This window comes from Staphylococcus sp. KUGN1, assembly GCF_045984185.1.
Lineage (GTDB): Bacteria > Bacillota > Bacilli > Staphylococcales > Staphylococcaceae > Staphylococcus > Staphylococcus warneri_A.
This window is the reverse complement of sequence record NZ_JBJQIL010000001.1, coordinates 864,713-889,507: the sequence shown is the minus strand read 5'-3', so window position 1 is coordinate 889,507 and position 24,795 is coordinate 864,713. Positions and strand designations below refer to the sequence as shown.

General features: G+C 35.3%; 1 pseudogene. It reads left to right on the top strand.

Features of this window, described 5'->3' with window-relative positions:
• Positions 1-77: 77 nt before the first annotated feature.
• Positions 78-24,795: pseudogene (gene ebh / locus ACJQQZ_RS12665) on the top strand (hyperosmolarity resistance protein Ebh); the annotation flags it as partial.

The following is a 24,795-nucleotide window of genomic DNA, read 5'->3' as shown; positions in this document are numbered from 1 at the left end:
TTAATTAACAGACCTACATACCTATCACAACTACAACATCAGAGACACAACAACAAGATAAGGAGTGAACAATAGCTGTGAATAATCGTGAGAAATTACAGAAGTTTAGTATTCGTAAATATACAGTTGGTACGTTTTCAACAGTCATTGCGACGTTAGTCTTTTTAGGTTTTAACGCTTCTCATGTACAAGCTGATGAATTAAGTGCAACAGAAAAGAATGCACTACAAACGCTGCAGCAGCATGATGGGGGGACAAACATTTCGCAGTCTGATTCCAGTTTGCAAACATCCAATCAACTAACTAACAATGAAACCGTAACTTCTGAACAACCATCTAAAGAAACGGTGATGTCTCAAGCTGATACAGAACACACAGAGACGCAATCTACAGAAAATGTTTCAATAGATAATGATAAATCGATTCAAACGACAGATCAAACAGCAAATTCTAATCATTCAAATGATTTAGATCAAATTAATCAAACTCATAGCGCAGAAGTAAATAACACAGAGAATAAGTTAACCGCGCATATAGATAGTGAAACACATAATAGCATGCAACAAGAAAGTGATTTAAAACAGCCGACTCAAATTAATAAAGATTCGTTACAAGCTTTCTTTGATGCAAACTATCATGATTATCGCTTTATAGATAGAGATAAAGTAGATCAACCAACGCTCGACCAAGTTAAGGAAGCTTTCGATAAAGTTAATACATTACTTGGAAGCAGTCATCCAATTAGCGAAAAATCTTTACAACTTGCATATCAAGACTTAGAACAAGCAGTAGCAACCATGCGTACTTTGCCTAAGCGTCAGTTACAAGAACGACGTAAACATGAAATAAAAGAACGCTCTACTGATCCAAAAGCATCAGAGAGTTATCAAACAGCCATCACATCTTATTACGTAAAAAGTCCAAACGATGGTTCAGGCTATCCAGTTGGTACGTATATTTATGCTGCAAACAAAGGAACACCGTTTGCCTTACCAAATACACCATGGAAGCCTTTACGTGCTTCAGACTCTAAAGGGATTGCCTATGTCACTACGAAAAGATTAAAAGATGGTTATGAATGGACAATTAAATTTAATCAAAGTCATAGAATGCATGAACATATGGTCTTTTGGTTCGGTTTGCCGGATCCACAAGTTCCAGTAGGGCCAGTTAGATTTACTATCGAAAACCCTGACCACTCAAATAAGATTGGTAGTTTAGGTGTTGGTGCTGGAGAAGGACAATCATTACCTGCCATGTGGCGAACTGCAGGTGGTATCGATAGTTCTCGTGCCTCTAATTTTGTGCAAGGCCCACCTACAGGTTATACCTTTTATGATGAACCTACGATTCACATTAAGAGCTTTAAAGAGTTTGCTAGAGCACCTGAGTTTCAACATGAACAAGATGCATCAGATGAAGCTAAAACAAACGGCGAACAAAATTTCGCTTTACTAAATGGTGAATTTAAAAATCAAATATATGGTATAGATAGATTGTATGCTTTTATAGGAAAAGGTAATGCAAGTTATACAATACAATTTAAAACACAAGGTAATACTGCCGAACGATTTTATTATGCAGCAGGTGGTAGAGCACTAGAATACAGACAATTATTTAGCTTTAACGAATTATATGTAGAACCACTAAATGTTTTTACAGAGCGAGTAAAAACATTTACTGAAGGCATAAACCGAACTTATCATCTTGGCAACACAAAAGATATTTACGATTTAAATGCAAGAAGAGAAGTCACAAAATATATTTTAGATTCGAATAATGAGAATTCAGAAGACTTTGCTTCAGATCCGATGAGCTATGCCAAAACACCTAGTCGCTATGTAGGTGGCTTCTACGATCCTTCATTACCTACTAATCGTTATCGTGGAGTAGGGAAGGCACCATTAAATGAATTTGAAATTTATAAACTTATCAACAACGATACACTAACAAATGCTAGTCGAACTGGTAACCCTATTAAATTAAATATTGGATTCGATATTCAAGATGATTATGGTAATGATGAAACCTTGAAGTCAGTATATTTATATGTGAAACCTGAACTGCAAAATAATATTGGATTTTACACTAATAATGATCCTAAGAACCGTGCTGATTTGCCTGAATCTAAATCAGCAGGACACCCGATCTTTAATGTATTAGAAGGAAATATGGGCAATAGTTATACAAACAATGGCAACACATCTGATTATGCTCAACCCTTACGCATTAAATTAACAAGTAATGAAGATTTTAATGACAATGATTGGGAGATTAGTGGTTTACCAAGTTCACTACGAATAGAAAACGCAGCAGGTAGAACAAATAATAATAGTGAACGAAACCTTGAATTAGTCGGTAATATAGCACCTGGTGATTACCTAGGTACAGTGCGTTTACGTAAGAAAGAACAACCTTTCGAGATAAGAGTCAAGCCATTACCGCCTCATATTGATACAAGTGTTGAACAGTTAAGAGGTAAAGGAGGCACTAAACCTACTATCACAGTCTCTAATGTACCTGCAGATCCTAATGCCCTTGTTTATTTAGTTGTCACTGGAAATCTAGCACAAGATGGAACTAATGACCCCGCTTCAGTGCCGAGAAATTATGACATTATAGGCAGTGCAACGCCGACAAGTACTAGTAATAGTGTGACATTCAATCAAGAGGACTTCGTGCAGAACTTACCAAATACCGGTATCATTAGAGCAATCGTTTATTACAATGATAATCTTATGTCTAATTTTAGTAATGCGGTTGAAGTACAGGCAGACAACACACCACCAACGATTGGTAATCCTGTAGGTTTAAAAAACAAGTATTATAAAGGTGAACAAGTCAACTTTACGCTTGATATTACAGACGGCGCAAATGGTACTGGAATTAAATCGACAAATATTAGTAGATTACCACAGGGATGGACGTCTGAGTTTGTACGAAATTCAAATGGTGAGGGCGGTACACTTAGAATTACAGGAACTGTATCTGATAATCAACCATTCAACAGTCAAATCAGATTTAAAATTAGTGCTACTGATAACGCCAATAACACAACAAATAATCGCCAATCTAAGCAAATCTTAATTAATATTGGTCAAATGAGTAATGATTTCTCTCCAATTGTATTACCTAACGTTCAAAAGGTGAATGTAGTCAATCCTGGAGATTTAACTCGTGCAGAGGAAAAAGAGGTCATTAGAGCTTTAACTGCCGTTAATTCAAATATTACCCAATATTTAGATAGTTCAAGTCCAATCAATATACCTTCAACAGAAATGATTAGCTTCAATTATAAAGACGGGTCAACGGACAGAATTTCTATTTCTAATGCGATTACGTATGAACCTATTCGAAAATCAATATATGCTGATGGCAACAATACTAAAGAAGCAACAGTAACAATTGCTAGAGGTCAACAATTTGAATTTGGTGATTTAAAACAATATTTTGCATTAAGTAACGGTGCAGATTTACCTGATGGTACATTATTTAATATTACCGCAGTTGATTCATTACCAAATGCTGCACAAGTATCTCAATTTGCTGTAGGTACACATACGTATCGTTTAAATGCTAATGATGCCTATAGACAAGACCAAGCACCTTTAACATTGAAATTAAAGGTTGTAGATGTAAATCAACCAACAGGTGATCAACGTGTATTTCGTATTTCAACATTTAATGTCACAGATGAAGAGAAAGCACAAATTAAGCAAGCCTTTATAAACGCTAATAGAAGTCAACTTCAATTATCTGATAGCAATGTCGTCATTACTAATACACTTAACGGTTTGTCTACAAGTACAATTACGGTAAATATCATTAAAGATAAATTACAAAAATCATTTACATCAAATGCGACTAATATGAATTTCTTAAGATGGGTCGATTTCCCGAATGACTACACAGTAGGTTGGACAAGTCAAACGATTCCTGGTCGCCAAACAGATGGAGGGTTCCAATGGTCACAGGATCATAAATCATTAATTTATCGTTATGATGCAACAAGTGGTAGAACAATTAATGCTAATGATGTATTTAAACTTATTACAGCGAATACAACGATTCCTGGCTTGAGAACAAATATTATAGGTACTGAAAAAGCATTAGCAGAAGCTGGCGGAACACCAAACTATAATTCAGTAGGTTATTCTTTAACAGCTCCAGATGCTGCTGGCCAACGTGAATTCACATATAACGGTAAAATCATTCAAGCTTTAGATTTAGTAGAAACAAGTCGTGGTTATGGTGGTCAACCTATCAAGTATTCAAACTTAAGTTCTAATACAACCAATTCTTCATTAACCAATGTGAATGAATCTGCTAGAAATGGTGTACCAGCATTTACAATAGATCATGTGATTAAGAACAACACGATTACTGGTAATAATAGTCCTGTATATCGAGCACAATTATTCTTATCACCATATGGTCCACCAGCTTATTTACAAGCGATTAATAGTAATCAAGCAAACACAACAGACGTCATTAATGTGTATTTTGTACCGAGTGACAGTGTCAATCCAACATTAACTGTAGGAAATTACAATGACCATACTGTATACTCTGGTGAATCATTTACCAATACTATTACCGCGAATGATAATTATGCTTTAGGTAGTGTTCAAGTAGCACCTCAATCTCAAGTAAATGGCACAGTTAGCAATAATAATCAAACCGTAACTTTACAAGCACCAAATGTCCCTTCAAGTAGTGATAAAACCGTTACGATAGTTGCAGCTGATACAAGTGGAAACACGACTAATCAGTCATTTAACGTCACAGTCAAACCATTAAAAGATAAATATCAAGTAACAACGAATGCAACAGTAGGAAATCCAATTCGTATTGCTAATATTCGTGAAAACGCAGCAATTTCACAAGCGGATCAACAAAAGATTATTGATAGTATAACAACTACTGATATCTCAGGAACACGACCATATGCAACAGCTGGTGCAAATGAGATTAGAAGTAAAGTTGTGACTGGTAATGTCGGAAGATTTAACCAATCACCTGTAGCAACAGTAACAGTGACTTATGCCGACGGTTCAACATCAACAATCACTGTTCCTGTCAAACATGTCATCTACAATGTCATAGCTAGCCCGAAATATACGATTCAAGGTCAAGATTTCCCAAATGGTAAAGGTGCATCACCGAATGATTTCTTTACATTAGAGAATGGTGATCCTGTTCCAGATGCAACCATTACTTGGCTTCCAAACAATACACCAGACAAGAATAATACGCGTATTGGTGAATCCATTACAGTTAGAGCTAACATCTTATTTGATGGCGAAACAACACCAATAGTTAAAAAATCATCTTATATGGTAGTAAGAACAATTCCAAAACAAGTCTTTGTAACGAATAGGGTAACACCTATTCCTGGAATTGATAATCCAAACAATCCTAAAGATTATCTCAAACCAATTAATCATTCTTGGGATAATGATCAGCAAAATATGAGATTCTCCTTTGTTGGTAGTGGTAATATGCCACCAAACCTCCATATCGTAGGTAGTCAAACGAGAGTAGTTCGTGTTACTTATGCAAATGGTCAAAGTGAAAACGTTAGATTCTTAGTAAGTGTACGACCAGATCCACCTAGAATTGATTCTAATACAGTGTTATATAAAGCAGGTCTTACCAATCAAGAAGTCAACGTGAGCAATGTTTTAAATCAATCACCAGTGACTTTATTAAAATCCGATGGCACAAGTTTAGCGATTGCTCGTACAACTTATGGTCCAGGTCATAATGCAGTGGTAGTTGTATCTGATGCATTACCAGATGGTGAAATCAAAGCCATAACAAGCTTAATAACTCGAAATATCACCTACACAACACAAAATAGTCAAGGCCAAGTTGAAGATGTCACACAAGATATAACGATTGATTCATTCGATAGTAATCCAGTACACGTAACACCGCAATTGCATGCAATCTCTGAAGGTGCACATTTCATCAAAGATGATACACAAAATGATTTTAGTAGCGCAGCAAGATATATTGATCATTTACCTCAAGGTGCTACAGCAGTTTGGCAAGATAATGCAGATAACTGGAAAAATAATGTAGGGAACTTTACTAAAACAGCAGTCGTTACACTACCGAATAGACAAGGTACTCGAAATGTAGATATACCTGTTACCATTTACCCAGTCGCACGTGCTAAAGCACCAACGCGCGAGGTACAAGGTGGTCAACTATCTCAAGGTACTGAAGCAATGCATTATATTACATTTGATCCTAATACCAACACAAGTGGTATAACAGCAGATTGGGCAAACCAAGCACAACCGAGTACAAACCAAGCTGGCGTTCAAAACTTAACAATTAATGTCACTTATCCTGGAGTAGCTACACCTGTTCAAGTACCAGTGAGTTTATACGTATATCAATTTGATTTTAGTCCAAATGCCTATACAACAACATTAGGTACAACTTTCGCACGAGGTATTGAAGCCTCTCAATATCAACATATTGTGAATCAAAATGGTTTACCAACTGATGGTTTCACATATCGTTGGAACCAAGCTACAACAGGTACAAATACTGAAAGTTGGGATGCATTAACTAAACCAAATGCTGCTCAAATATTAAATGCGAAATATGATGTATTTTATCAAGGACAACCATTCGCAACATCACAAACTGGACGATTTATCATTAGAAATGTGCAACCAACTGCACCTCAAATTTCCGAGTCAAAACAAGGTGTTATAACAATAGCACCAGGTGCAAACCAAGCCATTGATACTCGTACAGGGCATGTTGATACGTACGCGGACCGCTTAGTCATTAAACACAATGGACAAGTTATCACAACATTTGTTCGTAATAATAACACTAGCCCTTGGACTAAAGAAACTTCTGCGCAAAATGTGACTGGTATTGTAGGTACAACTAGCGGCATTACAATAGCACCAGGTACATTTAGTCCATCAGACAATGTTCAAGTCATTGCAACACAAGGTAACGGCGAATTAATAAGTGATGAACAACCGAGTCAAATATTTACAGTTGTAGCACCTCAACCTAATCAAGCTACATCTCACATTTGGGAAAACGGCAAAGTAGACATCGCACCAAATAACACACCAAATAACCTTGTCAACCCAACAACAGCGCTAGATATTACTTATATTGAAAAAGTAGGTAATACTAACGAACAGACAAAAACATTACAAGTTGTAAAAGGGTCTAATAGACAATGGACAATTGCTAATAAACCAAGTTATGTAAGCGTAGATAGTGCGACAGGTAAAGTAACTTTCGATGCAAATACGATTAAACCTAATAGTGATGTCACGACAATTGCCAAAGCAGGTTCAGGTAATGCAGAAAGTACAAACTCACGATCATTTAATGTATCAAATGCACATTCTGTCACTATTAATCAAATTGTGAAAGATTATGGTTCTAACGTAACACCTGAAGATATTAATAATGCTGTACAAGTTTTAAATAAACGAAATGCAACAATCAAAACAGGTACACCATTACCTGTTAATCTTGCTGGTGGTAGTACAACAAGCATTCCAGTGGTAATCACTTATGATGATGGTAGTACAGAACAAATTACTGAAACCATTTTTACTAAAGCTGACAAACGCGAGTTAATTTCAGCGAAAAATCATTTAGATGATCCTATTAGCACTGATGGCAAAACACCTGCAAGTATTACTCAATTTAACAATGCTATGACAAATGCACAAAATGAAATCAATACTGCAAAAGCTCAAGCAGACCAAGTCATTCAAGATCAATTTGCATCACCTGAACAAGTAACACAAGCATTAAACACTGTTCAAGCAGCGCAAGCTAAAATTGATCAAGCTAAAGCTTTACTACAAAATAAAGCCGACAATCATGAATTAGTGCAAGCTAAAAATGACTTACAATCTTCTATTGATCAACAGCCTTCACTTGATGGCATGACACAACAAAGTGTTGATAATTACAATGCGAAACGACAAGCTGCTCAATCAGAAATCACAAAAGCACAACAAGTGATTGATAACGGAGATGCAACAGCTCAACAAATCGCAGCACAAAAACAAAATGTAGACAACGCTTTAGCTGAATTAAATAAAGCTAAAGCTGGTTTAACGGCTGATACAGAAGCATTGCAACAAGCAGCTCAACTTCTTAATAGAACTGGTACAACATCAGGAATGAGACCAGCTAGTATCACAGCTTACAACCAAGCGATGCAAGCTCTTAATCCTGATTTAACTCAAGCACGTCAAAATGCTGATGCTATTATTAATAAGCCAATTCGAACAGTTCAAGAAGTTCAAGATGCTTTAAGACAAGTCAACCAAGTGAATGAACGTATTACACAAGCGATTAATCAATTACAACCTTTAGCGGATAATAGTGAACTTAAAACTGCGAAAGCTAAACTTGATGATGAGATTAACCAAACAGTATCTACAGATGGTATGACAACTGAATCAATCAATGCTTATCAACAAGCGAAACAAGCTGCTCAAACAGAATCAAAAGCAGCTCAACAAGTAATTAATAATGGTGATGCAACAGAACAAGATATCGCAAACGAAAAAGCAAAAGTAGAAGATAAATACAATACATTGAAACAAGCGATTGCAAACTTAACACCTGATGTCTCTCCTTTAGAAAGAGCTAAAGCTGATCTAGAAAATGATATTAATCAAGTGACAAGCACAACAGGTATGACTGATCAATCAGTAGTCAATTACAATGAAAAATTAAATGCTGCAAAACAACAACTAAAAGAGATTAATCAAATCTTACAATCTCACCCTAACGTAGCTACAATCAGAGAATATGTTGCACATGCAAATGATGCTCAATCAGCACTAGATACAGCTCGTAATGGATTAACAGTAGATAAAACACCTTTAGAAAATGCGAAACATGCATTACAACAAAGTATTGATCAAACTACTGATACAACAGGTATGACTCAAGATACGATTAATGCTTATCAAGCAAAATTAAATGCTGCAAAAGAAAAACTGCGCGCAGTTAATCAAGTTTTAAATAGCAATCCAACCGTGGATCAAATCAATACAAATACAACAGCAGCAAATGATGCTAAAACCGAATTAAACAACGCACGTTCAAACTTAACGCCAGACCAAGCACCTTTACAACAGGCGAAAGTTGAACTTCAAGATGCAATAAACCAGGCGCAAGCTACGGATACAACAGGTATGACACAAGACTCAATTAATGCACTTAACGAAAAATTAAATGCCGCAAAAGAAAATATAAAAGAGATTGATCGCGTCTTAAATAATCATCCAACTGTTGCACAAATCAATGACAATGTGAACCAAGCAACAAATACAAAAGATGCTTTAAATGACGCACGTCAACACTTAGTACCTGATAAAGCACCATTAGAGGCTGCGAAACAAGCGTTACAACAAAGTATTAATCAACCTACCAATACAACTGGTATGACACAATCATCTGTTAATGCTTATAATGAAAAACTTGAACAAGCGAAAGCCAAACTTGCATCTATTACTCAAGTACTTAATGGTACACCAAGTGTTGCAGACATCAATTCAAATACGAATGAAGCAAACATTGCGAAAGATGCATTAAATCAAGCTCGTCAACAATTAACAGTTGATAAAGCACCTTTACAACAGGCCAAAACTGAACTAGAGCAAAGTATCAACCAAACAACTGATACAAATGGTATGACTCAAGAATCAGTTGCAAATTATAATCATAAATTAAATGCTGCGCGTGAAAAACTTCGCGATATCGAACAAGTATTAAATGGTAATCCAACCGTTGATGATATCAATACCAACACAAGTGCAACAAAAGATGTAACTAATGCATTAAACCAAGCACGACAACAATTAACAGTTGATAAGGCGCCTTTAGAAGCTGCGAAACAAGCGTTACAACAAAGTATCCAAGCGGCTGATAACACTGATACTAACGGCATGACTCAAGATTCTATCAATACATTTAACGATAAATTAAATGCTGCAAAAGAAAAACTTGAAGCGGTTAAACAAGTACTTAACGGTAATCCAACAGTTCAAGACATCAATACTAATGTCGCTCAAGCTAATACCGTTAAATCTGATTTAGATCAAGCTAAAGCGCATTTAACGCCTGATAAAGCACCATTAGAAGCTGCGAAAAATAGTTTAGAAACAAGTATTAATCGACCAACTGATACTGATGGTATGACAGCCGCTTCATTAGAGGCCTATCATCAAGAGTTAGGTAAAGCACGACAAACATTAAATGAATTAAATCAACTTATTGCAGGTCAACCAACGGTAGCTGATATTAAAGCTAAAGTGGCACAAGCACAAACAAATGAAGCGGATTTAAATCAAGCACGCACTAATTTAACTTTAGATCGTCAACCAACGTTGACTACATTACAAAATGCAACAAGTTTAAATGATGCTCAACGTCATCGTTTAGAAGAACAAATTAATACTGCACCAAATCATGCGGCACTTGTATCATTACAAAATGATATTAATCAATTAAATAATGCAATGACTAAATTAAGAGATAGTATTGCTAATAATGAACAAATTAAATCAGGTATTAACTATACAGATGCAACACCATCTATCAAATCAAGTTATGATAATGCCGTTGATGATGCAAAAGGTACTATTGATAGCCAAACACAACCAGTCATGGATCCAACGACAATCAATCAACAAGCTGAAACTGTTAAATCAAGCCAAGCTGCCTTAAATGGACAACAAAATTTACAACGCGCCAAAGATGAAGCAACTGCAACAATTGTAGGCGCAAATGATTTAAATCAAGCACAAAAAAATGCGTTAATTCAACAAGTTTCAAAAGCACAAAATGTTCAACAAGCTAATGACATTAAGCAAAATGCAGGTAATTTAAATAATGCAATGACAGCATTAAAACAAGGTATCGCTAATCACGACCAACTTATTCAAAGCGATAACTACGTCAATGCGGACCCTGAATTAAAATCGGCTTATAACAGTAAATACGATCAAGCAAAAGCTATCGTTGAAGGTGCAGGCCAAAGTCCTATTCTTACACCGAATGAAGTTAACCATGCATTAAAACAAGTCACATTTGCAGAACAAGCATTAAATGGTAATACCAACCTTAATAATGCTAAACAACAAGCGCTTACTGCTCTTGGTCAGTTAACACATTTAAATCAAGCACAACGTCAAGCATTAGAAACACAAATCAATGACGCACATCAAATTGATACAGTAAATAATGCAAAAGAACTTGCTAATAATATTGATGGCGCTATGGCAAACTTACAACAATCGATTGCGAATAAAGAGGATGTTAAACAAGGCGAGGATTATATAGATACAGAGCAGCAAAAACAATTAAATTACAATGATGCTGTAGCAAATGCAGAAACTATCATTAATGAAACATCACAACCAACACTTGATGTGAATACAATTAATCAAGCGATTAATAACGTTAACCAAACAAAAGATGCTTTAGATGGAGAAGAAAGACTTGACCAAGCTAAAACGACAGCAACTACAGCACTGGATGGCTTATCTCATTTAAATCAGGCTCAAAAAGCGCGTTTGACTGACAATATCAATCATGCTAATCACATTGCTGATGTCGAACAGTTAACACAAACTGCGAACGATTTAAATCAAGCGATGTCTGACTTACAAACTGGTATCAATAATGAGAATGACATATTAAATAGTCAAAATTATCAAGACGCTTCACCAGATAATAAAGCGAATTACACATCTGCTGTCCAAGCGGCTAAAGACATTCTTAACCAAGCAGGTCCAAATAAAAATAAAGCGCAAGTCGAAGAAGCCTTAAGACAAGTTCAAAATGCCGAACAAGCATTAAACGGTACTCAGAATTTAGAACAAGCTAAACAAAATGCTAAACAACAATTAAATTCACTGACATCATTAACAGATGCTCAAAAAGCGCAATTAACGCAAGACATTGATAATGGTCAAACAGTTAGTGACGTTCAAGGTATTCAAAACAATGCTGACACATTAAATCAAGCCATGGACACATTACGACAAAGTATTGCTGACCAAACAACAGTTAAAGATAATGAAGATTATCATGATGCATCTCCAGATCAACAACAAGCCTATAATACAGCTGTCACAGATGCGGAATCGATTATCAATACAGCAACTCATCCTGAAATGAATGCTGATACAATCAATAGCAAAGCTCAACAAGTTACAACTGCCAAAACTAATTTAAACGGTGATGAAAACTTAGACGCGGCTAAGCAAGCAGCACAACAATATTTAGATACATTAGGTCAAATTACAGATCAGCAAAAATCGAATTTATTAAATCAAATCACACAATCACCACATATTAGCGACGTTAATCAAGTCAAACAAGCTGCTAATGATTTAAATCAAGCAATGCAACAATTACAAGCTGAAGTAAATCAAGCACCTCAAGTTAAAACAACTGAGAATTATACCGATGCCGATCAATCAAAACAATCTGATTATGAGCAAAGTATAACAGCTGCTAAAGCTATATTAGATCATGCAAATGGTCCTAATACATCTCAAGATAAAGTTGAAGAAGCTTTACAACGAATTGTGGATGCTAAACAAGCATTAAATGGTGATCAAAAATTAAATGATACAAAAACAAATGCACAACAATATTTAGGCAAGTTAACACACTTAACTGATGCCCAACGACAAGCATTTGAAGCAAATGTTAATCAAGCGAATAATATTGCTGATGTAAATCAAATTAAACAAGAGGCTCAATCGTTAGATGGTGCAATGGATCAATTAAATACATTAGTGAACAATCAGCCAACAGTACAAGTAACTCAAAATTACTTAGACGCTGATCAACCTAAACAAACTGATTATGATATGTATTTAGATACCGCACAAGGCATTATAAACCAACAATCAGGTCCTAATATACCGATAAATGAAGTTCAAAATCTTATCAATCAAATCAATCAAGCACAACAAGCATTAAACGGTGAACGTAACCTTGAAGATGCTAAACGTAATGCAACGAATACGATTAATAACAGTCCTGATTTAAATAATGCTCAAAAAGATGCATTAAAAGCTCAAGTATCTAACGGTAAGCGTGTGGCAGATGTCAAAGCAATTGAACAACTGGCTACTGAATTAAACAACAATATGACAAGCTTAAAAGAAGCAATTGCTGATAAAAACGATACATTGACAAGCGGCAATTACATTAATGCAAGCGATGATAAACGCCAAGCATACACAAATCAGGTCGCAAATGCAGAAGATATCATTCATGGTACAAATGGCGCTGTATTAATTCCTAGTGAAATTTCAAATGTTGCATCACAAGTTAATTCTGCTAAACAAGACTTAAATGGTGATGAAAACTTACGTAAAGCAAAACAAAATGCAACAACAGCTGTTGATGGATTAACTTCACTAAATGAAGCTCAAAAAGAACAGTTAAAACAACAAATCGCACAAGCACAAACATTACCTGATGTTGATACAACAAAAAACAAAGCAACGACTCTCAATGATGCAATGCATACATTAAGAGATAGCATCTCTAATGTATCTAATATTAAAACGAGTCAAAATTACACAGACGCTAATCAAAATTTACAAGATGCTTATAATAGACAAGTTGATAATGCTAATGGAATCATCAACCCAATAGCATCACCTACAATGGATCCTGATGCTATTACACAAGCTGCAACTCAAGTGACTACTGCTGAAAAAGCACTAAATGGTACTGAAAACTTAAGACATGCACAACAAGATGCCTTAACTCATTTAGATCATTTAAGTCATTTAACAGATGCACAAAAGGCGGATATTACACAACAAATTAATCAAGCCACACATGTAAGTGATGTAACAGCAGCTCAAAATAGTGCAAATGATCTTAACACTGCGATGGACCAATTAAACCAAGCTATCGCAAACCAAGAAGCAATGAAGCAATCCGTAAATTATACAGATGCTGATACTAATCTCAAAGAAGATTATTCAAATGCTGTTCAACAAGCGCAACAAATATTAGACAAAGCTCATGGTCCTAACACATCACAAACTGATGTTGTAGCAGCAATGAAAAAAGTTCAAGCTGCAGAACAAGCTTTAAACGGTAACCAAAACGTTGAACATGCTAAAACTCAAGCACTAGCTGATTTAGAACACTTAACATCATTAAACAATGCTCAAAAAGAAGCATTAACACAACAAATTAATGGTGCAACAACTGTCGCAGATGTAAACCAACAAAGCGACAAAGCTACTGAACTAAACACAGCTATGAGTCAATTACAAGATGGTATAGCTAACAAACAACAAACGTTAGACAGTCAAAACTATATCGATGCCGAACCATCAAAACAACAAGCTTATAATCAAGCCATTTCAACTGCAGAACAACTTTTAGATAAAGACCACGGTCAAAATCTAGATAAAGATGCTGTTGCACAAGCTTTAGCACAAGTAACATCTACTAAAGATGCTTTAGATGGTACACAGATATTAGAACAAGCAAAAACAAATGCTACCAACGCTGTTAATGATCTACCAAACTTAACAAATTTACAAAAGGATGAGTTAAAACGTCAAATTCAACAAGCTCAAAATGTAGCAAATGTTGATAACGTTAAAACACAATCTCAAACACTAGATCAAGCGATGCAAGCATTACGTCAAAGCATTCAAGATAACCCATCAATTAAAGCAGGACAAAATTATTTAGATGCATCAAATAGCAATCAAAATGACTACAACACGGCTATTGATCAAGCAAATGCGATCATCGATGCTACAAGTCAACCTAACATGAGCGCTACTGAAATTAATCAAGCTGCAACTAAAGTAAATGAAACAAAGGCTGCGTTAAATGGTGCACAAAACTTAATTCAAGCTAAAGAAGCTGCTAAAAATGATATTGGCCAAATGAATCATTTAAACCAAAATCAAATTAATGCATTGAATGATCAAGTTCAACAAGCTAATGATATTGCAGCTGTTAATGCGCTTAAAGATTCAGCTACATCATTAAATACAGTAATGGGTCAACTTAAAGACAGCATTGCAAATCATAACGATGTTCAACAAAGTGTGAATTACACTGATGCTGATACTGATAAACAACAAGCTTATGATAATGCAGTTTCACAAGCCGAAGCTATTACGAATCCAACAAGTGGTACGAATGCCACACAATCTCAGGTTGAAGCTGCCATTGCTAAAGTAAATGATGCCAAACAAGACCTTAACGGTAATCGTAAAGTTGAAGAAGCTAAAGCTGCAGCTAAACAAGCATTAAACACGTATGCAAATTTAAATCATGCTCAAGTTAATACAGCTACTCAACATATCAATGATGCACAAACATTAGAAGCTGTCACAAAAGCACAACAAGTGGCAAATACGCTTAATAACACAATGGGTCAACTTCAACAAGGTATTGCACATCATCAAGATGTTGAACAAAGCGTGGATTATACTGATGCTGATACTGATAAACAACAGGCATACACAGATGCTGTTACAAAAGCACAAAGTATCCTTGACAAAGACCATGGAGATGATCTTACTCAATCTCAAGTTGAACAAGCTTTAGCAAACGTGAATCAAGCACAACAAGATTTGAATGGTGAAGAAAAAGTTCAAGCCGCTAAAACTGCAGCTATCCAAGAACTAGGCACTTACTCAAACTTAAATCATGCTCAATCAAACACTGCTCAAGATCGTATCAACAATGCACAAACATTAGCTGAAGTAGCACAAGCTAAACAAACCGCACAAGATTTAAATCATGCCATGGGCCAATTACAACAAAGTATTGATCACTATCAAGATGTTGAACAAAGTGTAGATTATACTGATGCTGATACTAACAAACAATCTGCATATACGAATGCAGTGCATCAAGCACAGAATACACTTGATAAAGACCTTGGACATGATCTTACACAGTCTGAAGTAGAACAAGCGATTGAAAATGTTAATCATGCTAAACAAGAATTAAATGGTGAAGAAAAAGTATCAGAAGCTAAAACCAATGCACTACAAACATTAAATAATGATACGCATTTAAACCAACATCAACGAGAAGCTGCGACAAATGCTATTAATGGTGCTACGACGCTATCTCAAGTTGCTCAAGCATTAGAACAAGCAAATGCATTAGATACAGTAATGGGTCAATTGAAAGATAGCATCAGCAAACAAGCGTCTATCAAACAACAAATCAACTATTTAGATGCTGATTTAGATAGAAAAACAAATTATGATGATGCAGTTACAAACGCACAAGCGATTTTAGATCCAGTAAATGGTAATAACTTATCAAAAGAACAAGTAGAAGCTGCCATCAATCAAGTTAATACAACTAAAGATCAATTAAATGGTAATACTAATCTTCAAAATGCCAAAAATGAAGCTAATACACAATTAAATGCATTGGATTATATTAACCATGATCAAAGTGATCACTTAAGAGATCAAATTGGTTCTGCAACTTCAGTAGAGGCTGTGCATCAAATACAAGCAAATGCTCAATCATTAGACCAAGCAATGCAACAATTACAACAAGCAATTGCTAATCAAAATGATATCTTAAATAGCCAAAATTATGCAGACGCAAATCCTGATAAGAAACAAGCCTTTGATCAAGCATTACAAAATGCAGATAACATATTAGATAAAGCAACAGGACCAAATAGTGATAAACAAGCAGTTGAACAAGCAATACAAGCTATTACAAATATGGAACAAGCGCTAAATGGTGCACAGAACTTACATGATGCACAAACTCAAGCTATTCAAAGCATTGACAATGCACCACATCTTAATGAGCAACAAAAAATGTACTTAAAGAAAAAGTAAATCAAGCACAAACTGTTGCAGCTGTTACAGATTTACAAAATAATGCTGATGCATTAAATACTTCTATGGAACAACTCAAACAAGCAATTGCAGATCACGATACAATTGTTGCGGACGGTAATTACACTAATGCAAGTCCACAAGAACAAGGTGCTTATACAGATGCTTACCAACGTGCACAAAATTTAATCAATGGTACACCTGACGTCATTATTAATCCTGCAGATATTAATACTGCAACTCAAAATGTTAACAATGCAGAGCAAGGATTAAATGGTAATACAAATCTTGCCAATGCAAAACAAGAAGCAACAAATGCTTTACAACAAATGACTGGATTGTCAGACGCACAACGTCAACGTATCCAAGATCAAATTGATCAAGCACAACAACTTCCTGATATCGATACGATTAAATCTAATGCAGGAAACTTGAACCATGCCATGACTGAATTACGACAAGAAGTTGCTAAACAACATGACGTTCAAGCAAGCCAGCCATATGTGGATGCTAATACTAGTAACCAAGATGACTACAATCATGCCATTACAAATGCTGAAAGTATAATTAATGAAACAACTCAACCTACATTAAATCCAGAGTCTGTGATGCAAGCATTGAATCAAATCAAAACATCAACTCAAGATTTAAATGGAGTAGAAAATTTAAATCAAGCACAACAAGCAGATTTGACACAACAACTTAAAGACGCACCAAATATCGCGACAGTTGAACAAGTTAAGGCTAAGGCAACATCACTTGATCAAGCTATGGAACAATTAATAAATGCAGTCAATGATAAAGATCAAGTACATCAAAGTGTTAATTATAGTGACGCAGTAATTATAGTGACGCAGACCAACCTAAACAAAGCGCTTATGATCATGCCATTAATGATGCACAATTAATTACAGATCCAACTACTGGATCAAATGCATCACAAAGTGAAGTTGAAGCAGCATTATCTGCAATTAATACAGCGAAACAAGATTTAAATGGTAATCGTAAAGTAGAAGATGCTAAAAATAATGCAAATCAAGCACTTCACGGCTTAAATCATCTAAACAACGCTCAACGTGAAAACATTGAACATCAAATAGATCAAGCACAAACACTCGCTGATATCGCTCGATTAAACAATGAAGCACAGGCATTAAATAATGCAATGGGACAACTTGCAGATAGCTTAAATGACAAAACTGAAACACTTAATAGTCAAAATTACAACGACGCAAGTCCTGATAAGAAAACAGACTATACGGATGCAGTTTCAAATGCCGAAACAATCTTGAACCCAACACAAGGTGGTAACTTAACTAAAGATGAAGTTGAAGCGGCTATAAATGCAGTCAACAGTAAAAAAGAGGCTTTAAATGGTAAAGAAAACTTAGCTAATGCTAAGCAAAATGCTAACCAAACAATTGATGGATTAACACATTTAACAAATCCACAAAAAGAAGCGCTAAAACAATTAGTTGACCAATCAACAACTGTTGCAGAAGTTAATGAAAATGAAAATAAAGCACATGCAGTTGATACAGCAATGGAACACTTAAATCAATCAATTGCCGATCATACAGAAACAAAGAATGGTCAAAATTACATTGATTCAAGTGAAAATAATAAAGATGCTTATAACAATGCAGTCAACACAGCACAAGGTATTCAAAATGAAGTAACTAATCCAGTTATTGATCCAACTGTGATCAACTAAGCTGCAGAAACAGTTACTAATACTAAAGACGCATTAAATGGTAGAGAAAACCTTACACACGCTAAAGAAGACGCAAATCAATCAGTAGGCACGTATGTTCATTTAAATAACGCTCAACAAAAAGACATAGAAAATAAAATTAAACAAGCAACATCTGTAGAAGAAGCTAATCAAATTAAAACTGAAGCTGAAAATCTAAATCACGCTATGAATGATTTGAATCAAGCAATTCAAGATAAAGATGATATTAAATCTAACGTTAACTACACAGATGCTGATCCAGCAAAACAAGAAGCATATAATAACGCTATTAACAATGCTGAGCATATTTTATCTAAGACAAACGGTAATAATGCGACACAAACAGAAGTAGCAGAAGCTATTCAAGCAGTAAATAAAGCTAAAGAGGCTTTAAATGGTAATGCAAATGTTCAAAACGCTAAAATTCAAGCAACTGATACAATCAATAATTCAAATGATTTAAATAGTGCTCAAAAAGAGGCGTTAAAACAACAAGTTGCTGACGCAACAACTGTAGCTGACGTTAATGCAATTAAACAAAACGCCCAAGATTTAAATCAAGCAATGACCGCATTAAAACAAGGTATCGCTAATAAAGATCAAATATTAGCAGACGGTAACTACACCAATGCAAGTCCAGATAAACAACAAGCATATAACGATGCCGTTAAGCATGCACAACAATTAATAGATGGTGTGCCAAATGTTGTTGTTTCTCCAAGTGAAATACAAGATGCATTAAATCGAGTGAACCAAGCTAACAACGACTTGAATGGTAATACGAATCTTGCTAATGCTAAACAACAGGTGACACAAGCACTTGATCAATTACCAAATTTAAATCAAGCACAACGTGACGAATTTAATAAACAAATCAATCAAGCAACCCAAGTCCCTGATGTTAATGCGATTCAACAAGCTGCAAATCAACTTAACGAAGCAATGACAGCCTTGAAACAAGGCATCGCAAATAAAGACGATATCAAAGACAGCGAAAATTATCATGATGCAGATACAGATAGACAAACAGCATTTGATGATGCTATCAATCATGCGGATACATTATTAAATGAACAAAGCAATCCAACCATGGATCCAGATACTATCAAACAAGCATTAGCACATGTTAATGAAGCTAACCATAATTTAAATGGTGACCAAAAACTTGCTACAGCGCAACAAAACGCTAAAACAACGTTAGGTACACTAGATCATTTAAATCAAGCACAAATTGATGCATTAATTCGTCAAATTGATCAAGCACCTGATATTGCCACAACGAACAAAATTAAGCAAAATGCTGAAAGTTTAGATAATGCTATGAATCAATTAAATCAAGCATTACAAACTAAAGCAGATACGTTAGGTAGTATCAATTATTCAGATGCAGATCAACCTAAGAAAGATGCTTATAACTATGCAGTAACACATGCAGAAAGTATCGTAGACCATAATAGCCAAAACAATGCATCACAAGATGACATCGCACAAGCATTAAAACAACTTAACGATGCTAAGGATGCGTTAAATGGTAATTCAAACGTTGAACATGCAAAACAAGAAGCTATTGAGCAAATTAATAACGCACAAGATTTGAACCCTGCTCAACAAGAAGCATTAAAACAACAAGTGAATTTAGCAAATACCGTTAATGATGTAAATCAGGTTAAGGCTACAACAAGCGCTCTAGATCAAGCAATGTCAGCATTAAAACAAGGTATTGCAGACAAAGATCAAACAATTGCAGATGGTAATTACACAAATGCTAACCCAGATAAACAACAAGCATATAGCGATGCAATCCATCACGCTGAACAAATTATCAACGGTACTCCGAATGCAATCGTAGACCCACAAACTGTAACTAATGCTTTACAACAAGTGGATCAAACGAAGGGTGATTTGAATGGTAATGATAATCTGCACGATGCACAACAACAAGCATCTACAATGATTGATGGTTTACCAAACTTAAATCCTGCACAAAAAGCAGCTCTAAAAGAACAAGTGAATCAAGCAGGTCTTGTTCCAAGTGTCGATCAAATCAAACAAACTGCAAATGAATTAAACACTGCAATGGGTAACTTGAATCAAACATTACAAGCAAATACTCAAGTACCTCAAACAACTGATTACACTCAAGCTAGCACAGATAAACAAACGGCATATGATAATGTTGTAGAGCAAGCACAACAAGTTGTTAATGGTAATCAAGTGGTACAATTATCACCAGATGCTGTGAACCAAATGACGAATGCTATTAATCATGCAAAAGATGATTTAAATGGTGCTGAAAACTTAGCTCAAGCTAAACAAGATGCAACAGCAAATCTCAATACATTACCTGATTTAAATCAACCACAACATGATGCACTTACAAATCAAATAGAGCAAGCACAGACAATTGAAGAGGTAAATCAAGTTAAACAACTTGCACAAAATGTGAATGATGCAATGCACAACTTAAAACAAGGCATTGCAAATAAAAACGATATTCTAGGTAGTGAAAATTATCATGACGCTGATCCGGATAAACAAACTGCATATTCAGATGCTGTTGCTCATGCTCAATCTATTATTGATCATCAACATGGTCCAAATACAACTCAACCAGAAGTTGAACAAGCATTAACTCAAGTTCAACAAGCATTACAAAACTTAAATGGCGAACAAAGATTACAAGATTCTAAGTTACATGCTCAACAAGCCATAGATGGACTAACAGATTTAAATAATCCACAAAAATCAGCTTTAAAAGAACAAGTGAATCACGCACCACTCATCACGGATGTTCAACAAATTGAACAACAAGCAGGTACGCTGAATCAAGCTATGCATGACTTACGTCAAAGTATTGATGATAATGCAGAAGTTAAAGCAAGTAGTGCGTACATTAATGAGGACCCTACAGAACAACACAATTATGATCAAGCAGTCCAACATGCTCAAGATTTGATTAATGAACAACAAGCCACATTAGATACAAATGTAATTAATCAAAAAACTGAAGATGTTAATAATAGTAAACAAGCACTTCAAGGTGTAGCTAAGTTGCAAAGTGAAAAAGATCATGCTAAGGCACTCATTAACCAATTACCTCATCTTAATGATGCTCAAAAACATATGGAAGATGCTTTAATTGATAATGAAACAACACGTACCGCTGTTAAAAATGATGTAACCGAAGCACAACAACTTGATCAATATATGGATGCGTTACAACAAAGTATTGCCGATAAACAAACAACATTAGATAGTAGTCCATACATCAACGCAGATCCTAATAAAAAGCAAGATTATGACAATGCGGTTCAACATGCTGAAAGTATTATCTCTGGTACGACTAACCCAACAATCAATAAAGATAATGTAAATCAAGCGATTGAATCAGTGAATGCTACTAAACAAGCGTTAAATGGTGTTGAAAAACTAGCTGAAGATAAACAACATGCTGGTGAAACAATGAATCAATTTAATCAATTAACACTAGCACAACAACAAGCGCTTAATGATGCAATTACTAATGCTCAAACTAGAGATGAAGTTGCTCAAAAAGTAGCGCAAGCAGAAGCACTTAACAATGCAATGCAAGCATTAAAAGAGAGCGTTAAGGACCATCAACAAGTTGAAACGAGCAGTCAATTCACAAATGAAGATCCAAAACAAAAAGATGATTATAATCAAGCGGTTCAACATGCACTAGATATTATCAATCAAGCTACAAATCCAACGTTAGATCAATCACAAATTGAACAAGCAACTCAAGCGGTTATCAATGCAAAAGATCAATTACACGGAGAACAAAAATTAGCTCAAGATAAACAACTGGCAAACGAAACGATTGATCATCTACAACACCTTAATGCTGCACAACGCCAAGCACTTCAAGCGCAAATTAACCAATTACCAACTCGCGACGAAGTAGCTCAAAAAGTAGCGCAAGCAGAAGCTTTAGATGAGTCAATGAAAGCACTGAGAGACATAATTCAAGATCATCAACAAGTTGAATCTAGTAGTCCATTTATTAATGAAGATTCACTTGAACAAAATGCTTATACAAATGCAATACAACAAACGGAAGCATTGATTAATCAAACAGATCATCCAACATTGGATAGAACACAAGTTCAACAATTGACACAGGCTGTTACAAATGCGAAAGATCACTTACATGGCGATGAAAAACTCCAAAATGATAAACAACTTGCAGTTAATAATTTAAATCAACTTAGTGGTTTAAATGACGCGCAACGTGACGCATTTGAAAGTCAAATCAATCAAGCACCAACGCGTAATATGGTCGCAGAATCCATAGCTCAAGCAAATGCATTAAATCAAGCAATGGTTTCATTAAGAAATGCAATTCAAAATGAACCACAAGTTGAATCTAGTAGTCAATTTATTAATGAAGATACACCTGAGCAAGAAGCGTATAAACAAGCCGTTTCAAATGCCAAAGCAATCATCAATGAAACAACAAATCCTATCATGGATAAAGCTCAAGTAGATCAAACATTACAAGAAGTAAACGACGCTATCGCCAATCTACACGGTGATCAAAAACTTGCTCAAGCACAACAACAAGCAATCATTGGTTTAGATGGACTTAACAATTTAAATCATGATCAACTTGAATCTGCGAAAGATGCGGTTAACCAAGCGCCAACAAGAAATGATGTTGCTCAAATCGTCCAAACTGCAAATCAACTTGACCAAGCAATGGGAAGACTTAAAGATGTAATGAATCAAGCAAATAGAGAAAGTGTTGAGCCTAATTACACAGAAGCATCAACTGATAAGCAGCATGCATTCAACTTAGCGTTAACAAATGCATCACATATTACAGATACACAATCAGGTCCAAACGCAACTCAAACAGAAGTTGAAAATGCAATAACATCGTTACAACAGGCGATGAACGATTTAGATGGAAACGCACGTGTAACTAATGCAAAAGCACAAGCTATCCAAGATATTGATCGACAACCACATCTCAATGATGAACAAAAATCAGCGATGAAAGATCAAGTTAATCAAGCAACTACGTTAAAATCAATCGAACAAATAGAAGATAAGTCACATCAATTAGATCATGCTACTGATCAATTACAACAAGCGATTGATGAACACAATCATGTAACAAATACTGTTGACTTTACACAAGCTGATCCTGACAAACAAGCTGCATATAATCAAGCAGTAGCACAAGCACAACAACTTGTATCTCAAAATGCGACACAACAAGAAGTTGAACAAGCGATAACAGCGATTGAAAATGCTAAACACGATTTAAATGGTGATGAAAAGGTTGCAGAAGCAAAAGCAAATGCAGCTCAACAGCTTGATCAATTAACTGCTTTAAATCAAGCACAACATCAAGCGATAATTGACAGTATCAACAATTCTAACGATGTGAATGACATTCAAAATATTGTTAACGAGGCTACTACGTTAAATCATGCTATGAATGAACTTCAACAGGCGGTTAACGATAATAATGAACCAACGAAACAAAGTGGTAATTATATTAATGCCGATACACAACTCAAACATGATTTTGATGAAGCTATCACAAATGCTCAACAAGCATTAGATCATCCAATTGGATCTAATTTAACAACTGATCAAATCAATCAACTTAAAGATGCGATCAATCATACGAAAGATGCATTAAATGGTAATCAAAGATTAAATGATTCCAAATCTGATGCATTAAATAAATTAGATCAATTAACACATTTGAATAATGCTCAAAAACAAATGGCACAACAACAAATTAATACTGCTAGCACGTTAAATGATGTGACTCAAGCAATTCAAAAAGCGGCAACTTTAGATCAATCAATGAATAGTTTAAATCAATATGTTCAACGAACAGAAGCGCCAGTGAAAGCAAGTTCAAATTACATCGATGCTGATGAGGCGTTAAAAGCGAATTATAACACTGCTTTAGATCGTGCAAATGATGTATTGAACAAAGCTAAAGGTATTGCATTAACGAATGCTGAAGTAGAGGCTTTAAAACAAGCGATCATTAATGCTGAAAATGCCCTTAATGGTGATCAAAATGTTACTAAAGCTAAAGGTAAAGCAGATCAATTTATCGATAATTTAGAAAATTTAAATCCAAATCAAAGAAACAAAGCACATCAATTAGTTGCT